Consider the following 14006-nt stretch of genomic DNA (forward strand, 5'->3'; position numbering starts at 1 on the left):
GGCTTAATAAGAGAGCGTTTCATGACGTTCCAATTGAGGCTTGAATTGATTGTTACTTTTTACTGCTTGGTGAAATATGGAATAGTAACTCAGTAACGTATTCGGTGAATCTTTTGGCATGCCTAAAGCTTTGAATGCGTCAGTAGGTATCTGCTTCTCTGGATCTTTACGGATATCACGTATTTCAATAAGATCAGCAGTCACATTATGGGCATCAGACTCTGTAGTACCTTGTAAGCGTCTTCCTTTAGTAGAAAACTGTGCCAAATGAATTAATTCCTGTGGATTTTCAGAGGTCACTTCGACTCGTTCTAATCTGGATATAGCGTTCGCAGCAATCGCATTGGTTGCCGTTGCTTTTAAATGTTGTAGTAATTCCTTGTTTGGTTTCTCAGCATAACTGTTTAAGTCTTTCTTCCATGTCTTTTTAGCGGCATCATCTTCAGTTCCTGAAAGCAAAGACACATGCGTTGCAATCGTCTTATCACCATTTCCTACTTTAAACCAACTTGTAAACCTACCTAAGTATTTTAAGAATGACTTACCATCGCCACGACCTGATGTTTGAGGTTTTACAACGGTTAAGGCTTTACGCTCTGCAGGAATTTCATTATATGCAGCTGCAGGATTCATATTCCAATTGGTGAGGTAAAGTAGCGGCGTAATAATCAAAAATTTAATTAACGGTTGAAGTGCATAATGTATTATTTCCTTAATTCCAGGGATTAATTTAGCGAAATTAAAGAGAGCTCCTAAAATAGGTAATTTGTCAGTAACCACATTAGCCATAGTACTCAACGTTCTGTCACAAAACAGATTAACTTGGATGCCTTGGGGATAGAGATCAGAGCGATAATCTTGTAGCTTTTTGGCTGTTGCTGCTGCGGTAGCTGCACCAATTGAAAATCCAGTTAGTTCAATATGGCTAGGGTTTACTCCTTTTTTAAGTAGAGCGACCACCTGTGCAAAAAGGGCATTAACTAAATCATCTTGACTCATTGTGATGCTGTCGCTGCCTTCCACGCCAGGATGGTTATAGGTTATTGTTTTTAATTCAGGATGGTTAATGCTTAATTGAGCCAATTCACCAAAAAAACGACCACAATTTCCAGCATTTCCTGAACAATGAATACGATAATACTGATCTTCTGGAGCTATTGTCTCAAATTGTGTGCTTGCAAAACTAAATGTTTCAAGCGTCACATTTCTGCCAAAATCGGTTTGATATGGAGTGTGGGTGTATTCTGTAATTAATTGATCGACTTGCTTAAATTTGTTTGCTTTGGGATTTTTATTGAACCAATCAAGCCAGCTTGACTTCTGTTCAACAAGTTTATCCAGGTGGCTTTTTTGAAAATCTTGATTGAAAATTTCTAATGCGGTTCGAGAGTCTTTACCTGTTTTTCGTGCGATAAAACCTATGATTGATTTTAAGCCAGGTATTTTTCTTAGTGTACTAAGTGTTTGGGCTGGAAAAATGCCACTCGCCATAAAAAGCTGTGTGGGTATAAATAAAAAGATACGCCCAGCATTTCTTAGCCATTGAAACGATGATGGTGCATGAAAATTCTCTTCTGCAAGCGATTTTTTTCGAGCTTCAGCTACTGAATTACCTGGCATAATGATAAATCCTTACAATGTGTAGCAAGTTTCAAAAGTAACAAGTTTTGAGAAAACGAATTATACTGCAGTTATACTAAAAGGACAATAATTAATCAATTCACATGAAATGTTCGAGAAAAATGTTTTACGTAAACGGATGCGCTTCCAAAAAAGGCGTAGGTTGGGGCTGATAAGCCCAGTATTTAACTTCCAAATCATTTTTTTGATAGTGTAAATTAATTAACAAACGCTGGGCTTAACAGCCCAGCCTACGCCAATTTGGAGAATGAGGATGCGTTACATGTACCCAGAACCATTAAAACCTGGGGATACCCTTGGCTTGGTTACTCCGTCGAGCCCCATGGTACCTGGTTTGTTGGAAGTCGGTATTTCCTATTTAGAACAAAAAGGTTTTCAAATAAAGTTAGGAGAACATGTGAACGCTGTAGATCGCTTCCTAGCCGGAGAGGATGAGTATCGAGCTAAAGACATTATGCGTTTTTTTATGGATGATGAAATCAAAGTGATTATGGCGATGGGAGGAGGTTATGGATCACAGCGTATACTCCCGCTTCTTGATTATGAATTGATCCGTTCTCGGCCTAAATATTTAAGCGGATTTAGTGATACTACTGCGTTACAAGCCGCTTTATTTAAGAACGCAGGAATTATTTCCTGTTCTGGTTTTGTATTTGGCGATTTGGCTGCAGGTAAACTTGATTCTTTAATTGAGCGAACGCTTTGGGCGTGCCTAAAAGGAGAGTCATTTCAAATCAAAAAAGGGCAAACCATGCAGCCAGGTGCGGTTAAAGGAAGACTAGTTGGCGGGAATCTGGAGTCTTGGATTGCATTAATGGGGACGCCTTTTCAACCGGAAGTGAAAGACTGCATTTTATTACTGGAAGATGTCGGTGCTGAACCATATCAAGTCGACAGCCGTCTCTCCCAATTGGATTTAGCTGGAGTTTTTACCCAAGTTGCCGGAGTTATTTTTGGGCAATTTGCGCGTTGTACTGCAAAGTATTTTCCAAAACGTGATGGAACAGTTGATGATGTGATTGAGGAGTGGGCATTACGCCTCAACGTTCCCTGTATTAAGAATTTTCCTTATGGACATTTTTCCCGACGCTGTGTGTTACCGCTGGGTAAAGAGGTTTTTTTGAATGCCGATCAATATAGCCTAACAGTATGCTAAATGAATCTTATCAATACCTGTGTTTTGCTGTACAATAAGTAAAAATGTTGTTTGTTTTGTGGTGCTTTAATGTCGTTTTTTGAAACAGTAGAACAGATTCGCTCACAGTCAGCTCAGACAAATGAACACCAACAGTCTGCAAGACTTTTCCAACTTCTGGAGACAGCCTATTTAACGGAAGTTAATAGACTTATAAAACAATTAAATGTGGCTCAGAGTGAGCAGCTTCAGCACATTTTACGTATGCTTCGCGAAGCAGATAGACTGTATCTTAATGCGCGAGGTATGGAAATTACTGGCCATATTTTATTTAGTCGCCATGGACAGTGCAGTATTTGGGATCAAAAGAAGCTGGGTGTAAGTCCTAATACAGCGATTTCAGAAGAAGCGGAGCGAAATATGGCAAAAACGAATCGCTCCAGTGGTGCTTTGTTATGCTATGCTCCTCAAGAATATCCTCCGTTGATTGCTGTTTCGCCAATGAATCGAGCGATGCAAACTGCTGGTTTGGCGACTCCTTTGGAAATTAAGAATGCAGACATCAGGGTTTTGTCTTTTTTAGCAGAAAACAGTATTGCACCATCTGGCTATGATGTTCGTTCCGTAGCTGATATGCAGGAGTTATATAACCAGCTTTCTTTTTGGACTTCTCCGATTAGAAAACTTCTGTTAAAACTTGCCATCTGGACTTACAGTGATCGAGATTTTGATTTGCTTTATGAAAAAAGAAAGAGTGCTGCGGAAAAAATACAGGAACACGGCAATAAAATCCTTTCTAATAGTGATAAACCGGATGTTTGTCAGGACCTAAAGTATCATGGTGATAAAATTAAGGATATTCGAGCACTGATTGATACTGTAGATCAGCGAGATTGTTGGTTGTTTGGACATGGAAAGAATTTTTGGGCTTTTTTCCAAGATGTTTTTGGCATGGAATCCGCGTTTGACTACGCAGAAACACGCAGAGTTTATAAGACCAATACCCAAGGGAACTCTTCATTGTATACCCCTCCTTATGTTTTAGTCATTAATCAAAAAACTGGAGTAATAGAAGGGAAATATACTGGTGAGCCTAGGATACCGCGCCAAGAAAAATCATCACACGTTGAACATGTATCTCCGTCTGGAGAAGAAAGTTCCCCTGATGTATCAAGAGCGATGACTCAGCTTGGAAACCCTGTTGTACAACAACAAGAAGGATCTAGCAAAAAAAGTACCTTAAAACCGTCAGTACATTTTGTAAAACAACCACATATAGAAACAGAACATTATGTGCATAGCGTAACGCCTTGATAAATATTTCAAGCGCACGAGCACGCACGTTTACGTAAACGTGCATACATTTTATCTCGTCAACATATAAAAAAAATTAATCTACTTTTGATTGTCCTTTTCTTTTAATTTTATTTCTTAGCTTGACGGCTATGGGCCTTGGTCGGACAAAAATTTAGACAACAATGTATTATTTATTCGTGCATGCATATGTTCATATCAATAAGTCCTCTTACGTGTTGGGGTGATACATGATACAGTGGTTTTTAGTTGATAAAATGAACTTTGGATATTATGTTTGACGCGATTATCTTTGATTTTGATGGGGTTATTTTAGACAGTGAACCTATTCATTATGAAGCATATTGTCGTGCACTTAAGCCATTAGGGATAACAATAAGTTATTCGGAATATATGGCGCACTACCTGGGCTTATCTGACAAAGACATGCTCCCAAAGCTGCTTCACAATATGGGGCTGAGATACTCTGAAGCAGAAATTCAACACCTGATTCAGCAAAAAATTGCCGCCTATACACACATTATTAATACCTGTGAACCCTTACCATTGATTGTAGATTTTGACCAGTTTCTTTTTAAAATTGCTCTTAAGGTAAAAAAAATTGCTATTTGCAGTGGCTCCAGCCGTGTTGAGATAAACACAGTACTTTCTAAAGTTCGGCAGGGAAAATTACATGCTTATTTTGATGCGATTGTTACTGCTGAAGATGTGCAGGTTGGGAAGCCGTCACCTGAAGGATATTTATTAACTGCAAAACGTTTGGATGTTGCTCCTGGGCGTTGTTTGGTTATCGAAGACACACCCTACGGAGTAAAAGCTGCCAAAGCAGCAGGTATGCAGGTGATTGGTTTGATGACTACTTATGATCGACATCAATTTTTAACTGCAGATAAAGTGATTACGGGTTATAGGCAGTTATTGTCCAGAGTTTGGTAGTAGAAAAGCCTATTTGGCGCATATTGAGCGAAAATCTGACTTTTCTATAAGGATTCTTTAATTTGTTATCAGATTACTTATCAGTTTTGCTACAAGCATTTAAGAGATAGAATTGTTCTATTGATTTGCTAACCAGTCTTCGTAGGTTAAGGCGAAACGAAAATGATCACACCATACGCCATTTATTTTCAGGTATCTTGGTGAGAAACCTTCTTTAAGAAATCCATTTTTAGTCGCTAAATGTATGGATGAGATATTAGTCGGTTGAATGTTGGCTTCGATTCGATGCAATTTTAAGTCTGAAAAAATTTCTTTTAAAACCAGTTTTAATGCCTGGCTCATTAAGCCTTGACCCGCATGGGTTACTGAGGCGAAATAACCTAAATAAGCACTTTGAAACACCCCTTGCACGATGTCACTAATGTTAAATATACCGATAATGTCCTCGTTTTGATTTAATGCTAAAAAACATCGGCGATCTTCTTGTAAAGACTTTTGTAAATAAGCTTGAAATTCCTCAGGGGTTTGAGGAGCAGTAACAAAAGGGTAATGAAAATCACGGCTTTTTTGCATGCTCAGGAGAAAACGAGCTTCATCGAGGTGATTTAATCGACGTAGATGTATGGTGTTTTGCATAAATAGAAACGTTTGGGAAAGAAGTCATTTTATCATGAACAGGAATGAAACATAAGGGAAGGTCTTAATTTGAAACGTCCTATTATTTGGGATAAGATCGCGCGAAAAGTAACAGGGGTATTGTAGTCATGCCACTAATTGTTAATTTGTCATCCATTCATGAGTTACATCCAACAAGTACATGTGTCCAGGCATTTAAAGACATTTGTGATCAATATTCTAAAAAAGGTTCTTACTGTTGTTCCAGTTTTTTTCAATCGTGGACAAACTCAGCCTGGCTTATGTATCAATTAGCTATGAATGACTCTAAATTAATTCAGCCATATCGCTTAGGTAAACTCACTACAGAACAATTTCTCGAGCGTTTATTGCAAATTTTCTCTTTTCTTAAGAATGTAACTCCTAAAAAGGGTGAAATGGAGCGGTTGCAGAGTAAGCAGTTGTATTCCACAACTTTTCCAATGATGCTCCTAGAAGAGGCGTGGAATTCACAAGTTGGTTGGGATGCGGCAAAAGCGGGTTATCTTCCCGCATTAATTCGTGAAGCAGAACGACGTGATGAAAAAGAAGAGAAAGCTTCAGAGTCTCAGCCTAAACCTAAAATGGATCCTATTTATTTCATAGCTAATACCAATGAATTGCATGTGCTACAGATTCTCAATATGTTGCGAAAAGAATATCCAGACCTCAATTTTTATCGGGATGTGGATGTACGCATTAAAGAAGATAAAACCCCTATTGAAATTGCACCCGGTATATTTCTTTGCCTGTCTTATCGCTACCAGCTGTTTAAAACCCAGGATCAAACGCAAACGATGAATCCTAGTTCAACCATGTCGTTACTGAATTATTTGGTTACTAAGCAACTTAAAGACGTTCCCGTTTCTGAGTTGCGTGTGATTAGCCAACACCAAGCTGATTTAGTTGAAGCGTTGCGAGTGGGTATTGATGCAGATCATATGTATCAGGCAAGTGATTATTTTGCAGCACAAACTACAAGTTTGAAAAAAACGCAGTAACTATATGAGCTGGCGTTTTCGTATGGTGTTATTCCTTTTCCTAATAGGGAGTTCAACGAGTATGGCAATGGATATCGTTACTATAGAGCAGCCGGAATACCGTCAGGTTCTGAAAAATAAAGCTCAAGAAATTCAGTTTCCTTTAAGTCAAGCAGATAAAGATTTAATTACTGCTATGAAAAGTAAATTACATGGATTGGGTGGGGTTGGTTTGGCTGCACCTCAGGTTAATTTTTCACGAAGAATTATTGCAATTTATATTCCTGAAGAGGCGACCTTACTGCGGGATAATGTGAAAAAATTCTATCCCATGCATATTATGATTAATCCAAGTTACGAACCAGTGGCCGGTTCTGGGGTGAGTTCTGATTTTGAAGGGTGTTATTCTGTGTCCAGCAAGTCTGGCAAAGTTCCTCGTTATGAGCAAATCACAGTGAGTTACTATGATGAGCTAGGTCAGTTGCATCAACAAATTGAAGAGGGATTTTATGCTCGGGTTTTACAGCATGAAATCGATCACTTAAATGGTTTTCTAATTCTTGATAGGCTAACTGCTGATTGTGTCCAAGGTTCTGTGGAAGAAATGATGGCTTTGCGACGAGCATCGTTACCTCCAGGAAAAAGAATTATTTTTGATCAGGTTATGGCGAGAAAAGCAAAGAAGTAGCGAAGCAAATGTAGGCTGGGCTGTTAAGCCTAGCGTTTGCTGAATTAATTCTTATGCCCCAAAATGCCCATTATGAAACTCATCACTGTACCCCAATTAACAAGTAACTTATCCGTGGTGTTCTTAAGAAAGAAACTAATTGGTGTTGTTTCATGCTGGGCTTAGCAGTCTGAGATATCCCACCTTTTTTAAACAATAATATGGTGTTTTTAATAGACATATTACTTACATATAGTGTCATTCCCGCACAGGCGGGAATCCATCTCTCAAACAAAGGGAGGTATTAATTTTATGGATAGATTCCCGCCTGTGCAGAATGACAAGAATTAGAGGGATTCATTATAACCGGCGTTACTTTTTAAAAGCTCAGCTAAATTTTGGGCAGGCAGCTGCGCTTTTGCTTGTTGATAACCTGTTTCGATAATTTCGTCAAATTTTTTAAAATCCAAAATGCCGTATTTATCTACTTTTAAAGTGATGCCGCAATCTGCCATGGCCATCATTTTTGCCGTATTTTGATGAGAACTGATGGTTAAGAGCCTTAACACTAACTCACCTAAACTAAGGGGTAATATTGACTCTTTCCCCATGAATTTATTGTAGAGCAATTTCCAGCCAGAAAGTGAGTAGGGCAATGGGCTCAGTTTAAAGAGTGTATTGTTGTTAATATTGGAGGCAATAATCTTACTGCTGTGTGAGTACTGTCTCATGACATCGGTGGGTATATTATTAAGTACCCCACCATCAATAAGTAGTTTGTCATTAAAAGATACCGGAGGATAGATAAAGGGAAGAGAAATACTAGAACGAATGGATTCCCATAATAATCCTCTGTCATGGACATATAAATTTTTGCTCACTAAATCTGTGGATACACAAAAGTAGTTCAGCCATAAATCTTCAATTTTACTGTTTTCACCATAGAGCTCGATCAAACTGTCTGTTGCTCTTCTTCCGGTAGCAATTGCAATATATGGGAAGGTAAAATCAATTTTAGTTCCTTTGATCAAATAATTTTCAACCAATTTCATGAGCTCAGCTGAAGAATATCCCATAGCAAAAGTGGCAGCGAGCATCGCGCCCATACTTGTTCCGGCAATATAGTCTACAGGTATGCCCCGTTCTTCTAACAAACGATAAACTCCTATATGAGCAAGACCTCTGGCGCCGCCACCGCTGAGAACCAAAGAAATGGTGTTGTCAGTAAAGATGCGCATCATTCGTGAAATGCCTGCTTCGGTGTTACTGCGAACATGGAAGTGGGAATTTACATTTCGTTTTTCTAACCAATTTTGAGTATTCAGAGGTGGGTTTGCTGTCTGGTGTAGCAGGACTAATACGTTGCGCTTAACAAAATTATGCTGCATGCTTAATGCATATTGTTCTACTTCAGATAAGTTAACATCATGTTCTTCTGCGAGTGCTAAGTATGCAATTGAATCGGCCTGGCGTACACAAAATTTGGTCCAATTCGTTATCTTTTCATCAGCCAAGTAAAAAATAAAGGAGTATTCCTTTTCGAGTTGGTTAATCCATAAAATCCCTTCATTGCTCATGTTTCCATGTACATCCAGCAGGTCTTTTTTATCTTTCAAATAACTACTGGTTAATAAAAGAATTTTTTCTCCATAAGAGAAGCGGAAAATCATTTCTTGTAATTGAAATTCTAGGTCGGATATTGGCCCTATAGGTACCAGGGCGATGGATTTATTACGTGATGCTGTTACAGGAGTCCCTTGCAATGAGTCAGTTAATCGTTTAATCGTGAATTGGGTTATTTTATTTAAAAGTTCTGGATATGATTTACATAATTTCAAAAAGTTCTTTTTTGATAATTTTAAGATAATACTATCACGCAGTGTGTACACATTAGCAGAACGGGGTAAATCAGACAAAAGCGCCATTTCACCGATAATTGCTCCTTCCTGTAATTCACCTTGAAAGGTCACATTCCCGTCTGGGTCTGTTACTTGATAGTAAAGGCGCCCCTTAATGAGAATGTAAAGGTCATTCAATGTTTCTCCCTTTTTAATCAAAAGGGAATCACCAGTTCGCGATTCTATTTCCAAAACACGAGAAAGTTTTAAAAGGCATGCTGAGCTCATAAAACTAAAAGGCTCATGATTCTTAATGAACTCATAAATTTCTTTTGGTGTGAATAAGGGATTATTCATATATATCGTTATAATTTATTATACTAATTATTTTGATTATAGACATTGTTTCACCTAAGAGTGGTGAATCTTGTAACAAATAATAATTCTTAGGTAATTCAATGAGATATTCTTTAATATGAGACAAAAGTTGGTGAAATGCTCATATTGCTCCTTATCTGAGTCGCAATCGATACAAATTTTCACATAAGCACGACATAGTGTGAGTTTTTAAGTAGAAGTGATTTAAAGGAAAACCATTATTTTTCAAAGGTAACTTGACAAAATTAAATATTGCTTTCTAAAATGCAATTGGCTAAATTATATTTTGCCTATTGCTTATAACTAACTCTAAAAGGAATTAAGTAAATGAATAAATTACAATTAACAGGCGTTGCTCTTGCAATTGGTGCTGCTTCAATGTTTGCTATTGCTCCTGCTTTCGCTGCTGATGCTGCTTCTGGTATGGTTAAATGCCAAGGTGGTAATGCATGTAAAGGCCAAGGCGCTTGCAAAGGTGCTGATAACGCTTGTAAAGGTCAAAATGCTTGCAAAGGCAAAGGCATGAGCGAAATGTCTAAAGAAGATTGCCAAAAAGCTGGTGGTACTGTTGCTCAATAATTCTGATTGAGTATTGCGTTACTCCAGGCATGCATCGCATGCCTGGTCCACATTTTCCCCGGATTTAATACATGGATAGCCCAAAATATAAAGTAACCCCAAAAATGCCTTTTCTAGGTTTTGGATTGGGATTACGACCTGATTATTATGAAGAAATCTTGGCGCAAAAACCTAATTTGGATTGGTTTGAGATCCTCACCGAAAATTATATGGTTCCTGGTGGAAAACCACTGTACTATCTTGATCAAATAAGAGCCCACTATCCCATAGTGATGCACGGTGTTTCTCTCTCGTTAGGTAGTACTGACCCTTTGGATAGAGAATATTTAAAGCAACTGAAAGAGTTGGCAGCACGGGTCGAACCAGCATGGATTTCTGATCATTTATGCTGGACAGGGGTTAACGGAATTAATGCCCATGATTTATTGCCTATTCCCTATACACGTGAAGCGGTAAATCATGTTGTTTCACGAATTCAGCAGGTTCAGGATTTTTTAGGACGCCCCATTTTAATCGAAAATGTATCTAGTTATCTGACTTACAAACAATCTGAAATGTCTGAATGGGAATTTATATTAGAAATTGTAAGACAAGCAGATTGTTATATTTTACTAGATGTAAATAATATTTATGTGAGCTCCGTAAATCATCAGTTTAATCCTATGGATTATATTTTTTCTATGCCCGCCGAGCGCATAGCTCAGATCCATTTAGCTGGTCACTCGGATCATGGTAATTACATTATTGATACACATGATGCTCCTGTCATTCAACCCGTTTGGGATCTTTACGCTGCAACATTGCAACGCCTGGGCCCTATATCAACGATGGTTGAACGAGATGATAATATGCCTCCCTTTGCTGAGCTACTTGCAGAAATAAATCATGCAAGACGAATTGCAGAATCAATTTTGATTGAAGAGGTGCTTGTATGACCGAGCTTGCACAGTTACAAAATCAATTTCAAAAGTTTTTATTATCAGAGCACAGCGAGATTCATGATTCTATTGTGCAAACTGAATTGGTTTCAGTGGATACTCGCTTAGGTATTTATGGTGATGCCTATAAACTCAGATTGATTGAAAGTTTGAGCACAAGTTTTTCTGCCTTATATGCTTATTTAGGCACGGAGGAATTTAATAAGTTGTCGACTTATTATATTGAGGCACATCCTTCGTGTTATCGCTCCATACGTTGGTATGGGGATTTATTGCCTGAGTTTATAAAGCACAATTACCCACAGTATCCCTATTTGGCTGAGCTTGCTGATTTTGAATGGAAAATGTGTTTGGCTTTTGATGCTGCTGATACACCGGTAGTACGAGTTGAAGACATGGCTGTTGTTCCTCCTGAAGCCTGGGCTAATTTACAATTTGTTCTTCATCCCTCTCTACAGCGAATTAATTATTTTTGGAATGCAGTTTCTCTTTGGCAAGCCCTAACTTATGATCACGAGTTACCTGAATTACAGCAAAATGAGGCATTCACTCCTTGGGTTTTATGGCGTGCGCCAGAATATATGCTCCAATTTTATAGCTTGTCTCAACAAGAAGCTTGGCTTTTGGATGGTGTATCACAAGGACTATCTTTTGGTGCTCTTTGTGAGGGGCTCTGTCAGTGGGTAACACCTGAGGAAGTGGGGATGACTGCTGCTTCTTATCTCAAGGGGTGGATTCAAAATGGTATGCTATCGCAATTATTGATTGCGGATTAATGTCTACCTGTCATCCCAAGTGCAGGCTGGGCTGTTAAGCCCGGCGTTTGCTGAATTAATTCTTACTCTCATATCCATCATAAAACTCAACTAACAAGTTTCTTATCGATGGTGGTTCTAAGAAAAAAATATTTTGGTACGTTATTAAATGCAGGGCTTAGCAGCCTAGCCTACGTTTATTTAGCTATTTTTGTCGAAACATGACAAGAGGTATATGTTGTGCTTCGGTACTCAAAAATCAGGCTCGAGAATTCCTCTCCTCAGTCAGAACCAGTTCGTTTGCAGCTCAACAAAGTAATAATAGGCGGTAAAATAGAAATAAAAATAATACCATAAATTACCACGGCGAAGTTTTCTTTTACTATGGGAATTGAACCGAGGAAATAACCTAAACTTAACAGACTCCCAATCCAAATTAAGGCACTAATCAAGTTGTATAGTGAGAAATGAACAACGCGCATCGTTCCTATGCCCGCTACAAAAGGAGCAAAAGTACGTATAATTGGAAGAAAACGAGCAAAAACTATCGTCTTTCCACCATGCTTCTCATAAAATGCATGCGTTTCTTGTAGATGCTTTTTATTCAGCAACCAGGATTTATCCGTGGAAAAAATGCGTGGCCCAAGTATTCGACCAACTAGGAAATTGATTTGGTTTCCTAAAACTGAGGCAAGAAAAAGCAGTAGAAATAGGATTGAAATATTTAATGGATTTCCAGATTGGGCAGCAATACTACCAGCAGCAAACAGCAAGGAATCACCAGGTAAAAAAGGTGTCACAATAAGCCCGGTTTCACAGAAAATCACTGCAAATAAAAGAAAATAGGTCCAAAATCCATAAGTTGAAACAATGGCATTTAAATAAACATCGATGTGAATTATATAATCAAAAAAATGCATTTTATCTTTTGAATTGAGTTAAATAGAGTAAATATTCTTACACACTTATTTCTTAATTAATATAAATTTTATATCATTTAGACTTTAGTGTGTTTACTATTCTATAAAAAAAGACCCAATAAGAAGCCCTATGCATGAATACTTTATTTCATCTTGCGTTCCCAATTCATGATTTCGCATTAGCAAAAGATTTTTATCACCATAAATTAGGTTTTTCATTAGGGCGTGAATCGGAACATGCCTTAATTTTAGAGTTTGGCAATCATCAAATTGTGGCACATAAAATTGATACTCTTCCCTCTCCTCAAGAGGGCATCTACCCAAGGCATTTTGGTTTGATTTTTCTGGAACGACACGAGTTTGATGCATTCCTGGAAAAAATTAAAAAGGAACACATTCCTTTTGAAATTCCACTCAAAACTCGCTTTAAAGATACTCGCATTGAACATCAATCATTTTTCTTGAAAGACCCAAGCAATAATTTACTGGAGTTTAAATATTATCAATTTCACTCGGCAATTTTCGGTGAAAAAGATTTTAAAAGAATAGGTGAGATGGCTTAAATCAGTTAAAAACCAATATTCTCATCCGCCTTGATGGGCACCTTCTCCCATAAGGAGAAGGGAAGTTCCTTACTCAGTAGCAATATATGACATAGGTTGTACTTCTGGCGAACGAGCAAAATCTGCCGGTGCAATAAAGCCCTCTTGGTTATAATCTATTGTAATGCCAGCGGATTTATAACAAATGGCCACATATTCAGAACAAATAAATGCATGTGGCGAGGTTACCTCTGCACTTGTTTTGTCAAAACCAAAAGCATCCATCCCGATGCGTGCAGCGATTTTAAGAATTTCCTCTGTATTATAAGGGTAACCAAGTAAATCAACTGCTTGTTTGGATAGATTAGCAAAAGCATCAATCGGGAAATTCTGATAATGTGCGATCATTAATCGCCCAGGGTATCCCTGGCCACTGCCATTATAATTGCGTACATAGCTGCTTAAAGGAACAGTACGTACACCAATGGTTTCAACACTTTCCATAACCATGACTCGATCAATAGCTTCTAGACGTACAATAAATGCGATGTGACTCCACACACTATTGGTTGCCCCTTTAATCATCGAAGACATTAAAGAGTTCCCTGAAGCAAATAAAAGATCTCCCGTTTTTATTGTATCCCTTATTTGTTCGTAACCGCTTGTGCTTACATTAGGAAAATCTTCTCTAGGAAAACTATCCATAGTTTGCTCCTAAACTATAAAAAT

The 14006-nt window shown here is 38.1% G+C and carries 14 protein-coding genes; 9 read left to right on the forward strand and 5 right to left on the reverse strand.

The window, feature by feature from the left end:
- Positions 1 to 3: 3 nt before the first annotated feature.
- The gene (locus tag Lste_RS16370) at positions 4 to 1620 is read right to left on the reverse strand and encodes a hypothetical protein (protein ID WP_058512055.1); all 1617 of its coding nucleotides are present in this window, start codon (positions 1618 to 1620) and stop codon (positions 4 to 6) included.
- A 274-nt stretch (positions 1621 to 1894) separates the two neighbouring features.
- Here Lste_RS16370 and Lste_RS16375 point away from each other — a divergent pair, with 274 nt between their 5' ends.
- From Lste_RS16375 to Lste_RS16385, 3 genes are all read left to right on the forward strand, one after another.
- Positions 1895 to 2797, forward strand: a complete 903-nt coding sequence (locus Lste_RS16375; RefSeq protein WP_058512056.1) for a S66 peptidase family protein — start codon at positions 1895 to 1897, stop codon at positions 2795 to 2797.
- 69 nt (positions 2798 to 2866) lie between these two features.
- Positions 2867 to 4090 carry a histidine phosphatase family protein gene (locus tag Lste_RS16380; protein WP_058512057.1) on the forward strand — a complete coding sequence of 408 codons (1224 nt, stop codon included), beginning with the start codon at positions 2867 to 2869 and terminating at the stop codon, positions 4088 to 4090.
- A gap of 273 nt (positions 4091 to 4363) precedes the next feature.
- A complete protein-coding gene (locus Lste_RS16385) occupies positions 4364 to 5026 on the forward strand; it encodes an HAD family hydrolase (RefSeq protein WP_058512058.1) in 663 nt (220 codons plus the stop codon).
- A gap of 117 nt (positions 5027 to 5143) precedes the next feature.
- Here Lste_RS16385 and Lste_RS16390 read toward each other — a convergent pair whose 3' ends face one another.
- Positions 5144 to 5662: a GNAT family N-acetyltransferase gene (locus tag Lste_RS16390; RefSeq protein WP_058512059.1), complete on the reverse strand. Its 519-nt coding sequence runs from the start codon at positions 5660 to 5662 to the stop codon at positions 5144 to 5146.
- Positions 5663 to 5790: 128 nt separating this feature from the next.
- Between Lste_RS16390 and Lste_RS16395 the strand changes: the two genes are divergently transcribed.
- The gene (locus Lste_RS16395) at positions 5791 to 6681 is read left to right on the forward strand and encodes a hypothetical protein (RefSeq protein ID WP_058512060.1); all 891 of its coding nucleotides are present in this window, start codon (positions 5791 to 5793) and stop codon (positions 6679 to 6681) included.
- Between the two features lie 61 nt (positions 6682 to 6742).
- The gene (locus tag Lste_RS16400) at positions 6743 to 7348 is read left to right on the forward strand and encodes a peptide deformylase (RefSeq protein WP_058512061.1); all 606 of its coding nucleotides are present in this window, start codon (positions 6743 to 6745) and stop codon (positions 7346 to 7348) included.
- A gap of 326 nt (positions 7349 to 7674) precedes the next feature.
- On the opposite strand, the gene Lste_RS16405 is transcribed toward Lste_RS16400, so the two are convergent.
- The gene (locus tag Lste_RS16405) at positions 7675 to 9522 is read right to left on the reverse strand and encodes a patatin-like phospholipase family protein (protein ID WP_058512062.1); all 1848 of its coding nucleotides are present in this window, start codon (positions 9520 to 9522) and stop codon (positions 7675 to 7677) included.
- 348 nt (positions 9523 to 9870) lie between these two features.
- On the opposite strand from Lste_RS16405, the gene bufA2 reads away from it, so the two are divergent.
- From bufA2 to Lste_RS16420, 3 genes are all read left to right on the forward strand, one after another.
- Positions 9871 to 10122, forward strand: a complete 252-nt coding sequence (gene bufA2 / locus Lste_RS16410) for a BufA2 family periplasmic bufferin-type metallophore (protein ID WP_058512063.1) — start codon at positions 9871 to 9873, stop codon at positions 10120 to 10122.
- Between the two features lie 71 nt (positions 10123 to 10193).
- Positions 10194 to 11057, forward strand: a complete 864-nt coding sequence (gene bufB, locus Lste_RS16415) for an MNIO family bufferin maturase (protein ID WP_058512064.1) — start codon at positions 10194 to 10196, stop codon at positions 11055 to 11057.
- Positions 11054 to 11836, forward strand: a complete 783-nt coding sequence (locus Lste_RS16420) for an HvfC/BufC N-terminal domain-containing protein (RefSeq protein ID WP_058512065.1) — start codon at positions 11054 to 11056, stop codon at positions 11834 to 11836. The genes bufB and Lste_RS16420 overlap by 4 nt, the downstream gene beginning before the upstream one ends.
- Positions 11837 to 12096: 260 nt before the next feature.
- On the opposite strand, the gene Lste_RS16425 is transcribed toward Lste_RS16420, so the two are convergent.
- On the reverse strand, positions 12097 to 12735 hold the full coding sequence (locus Lste_RS16425) for a DedA family protein (protein WP_058512066.1): 639 nt from the start codon (positions 12733 to 12735) through the stop codon (positions 12097 to 12099).
- Between the two features lie 134 nt (positions 12736 to 12869).
- On the opposite strand from Lste_RS16425, the gene Lste_RS16430 reads away from it, so the two are divergent.
- Positions 12870 to 13298 carry a VOC family protein gene (locus Lste_RS16430; protein WP_058512067.1) on the forward strand — a complete coding sequence of 143 codons (429 nt, stop codon included), beginning with the start codon at positions 12870 to 12872 and terminating at the stop codon, positions 13296 to 13298.
- A gap of 69 nt (positions 13299 to 13367) precedes the next feature.
- Here the strand turns inward: Lste_RS16430 and Lste_RS16435 are convergent, their stop codons facing one another.
- Entirely contained in the window at positions 13368 to 13982 is a 615-nt protein-coding gene (locus tag Lste_RS16435; protein ID WP_058512068.1) for a YiiX/YebB-like N1pC/P60 family cysteine hydrolase, read from the reverse strand.
- Between the last annotated feature and the right edge of the window lie 24 nt (positions 13983 to 14006).

Source organism: Legionella steelei (assembly GCF_001468005.1).
In the GTDB taxonomy this organism is placed as follows: Bacteria; Pseudomonadota; Gammaproteobacteria; order Legionellales; family Legionellaceae; genus Legionella; species Legionella steelei.

Coding starts and splice junctions, on each gene's coding strand:
- Lste_RS16370 (WP_058512055.1), bottom strand. CDS start 1,620: ATGCCAGGTAATTCAGTAGCTGAAGCTCGAAAAAAATCGCTTGCAGAA.
- Lste_RS16375 (WP_058512056.1), top strand. CDS start 1,895: ATGCGTTACATGTACCCAGAACCATTAAAACCTGGGGATACCCTTGGC.
- Lste_RS16380 (WP_058512057.1), top strand. CDS start 2,867: ATGTCGTTTTTTGAAACAGTAGAACAGATTCGCTCACAGTCAGCTCAG.
- Lste_RS16385 (WP_058512058.1), top strand. CDS start 4,364: ATGTTTGACGCGATTATCTTTGATTTTGATGGGGTTATTTTAGACAGT.
- Lste_RS16390 (WP_058512059.1), bottom strand. CDS start 5,662: ATGCAAAACACCATACATCTACGTCGATTAAATCACCTCGATGAAGCT.
- Lste_RS16395 (WP_058512060.1), top strand. CDS start 5,791: ATGCCACTAATTGTTAATTTGTCATCCATTCATGAGTTACATCCAACA.
- Lste_RS16400 (WP_058512061.1), top strand. CDS start 6,743: ATGGCAATGGATATCGTTACTATAGAGCAGCCGGAATACCGTCAGGTT.
- Lste_RS16405 (WP_058512062.1), bottom strand. CDS start 9,522: ATGAATAATCCCTTATTCACACCAAAAGAAATTTATGAGTTCATTAAG.
- bufA2 (WP_058512063.1), top strand. CDS start 9,871: ATGAATAAATTACAATTAACAGGCGTTGCTCTTGCAATTGGTGCTGCT.
- bufB (WP_058512064.1), top strand. CDS start 10,194: ATGGATAGCCCAAAATATAAAGTAACCCCAAAAATGCCTTTTCTAGGT.
- Lste_RS16420 (WP_058512065.1), top strand. CDS start 11,054: ATGACCGAGCTTGCACAGTTACAAAATCAATTTCAAAAGTTTTTATTA.
- Lste_RS16425 (WP_058512066.1), bottom strand. CDS start 12,735: ATGCATTTTTTTGATTATATAATTCACATCGATGTTTATTTAAATGCC.
- Lste_RS16430 (WP_058512067.1), top strand. CDS start 12,870: ATGAATACTTTATTTCATCTTGCGTTCCCAATTCATGATTTCGCATTA.
- Lste_RS16435 (WP_058512068.1), bottom strand. CDS start 13,982: ATGGATAGTTTTCCTAGAGAAGATTTTCCTAATGTAAGCACAAGCGGT.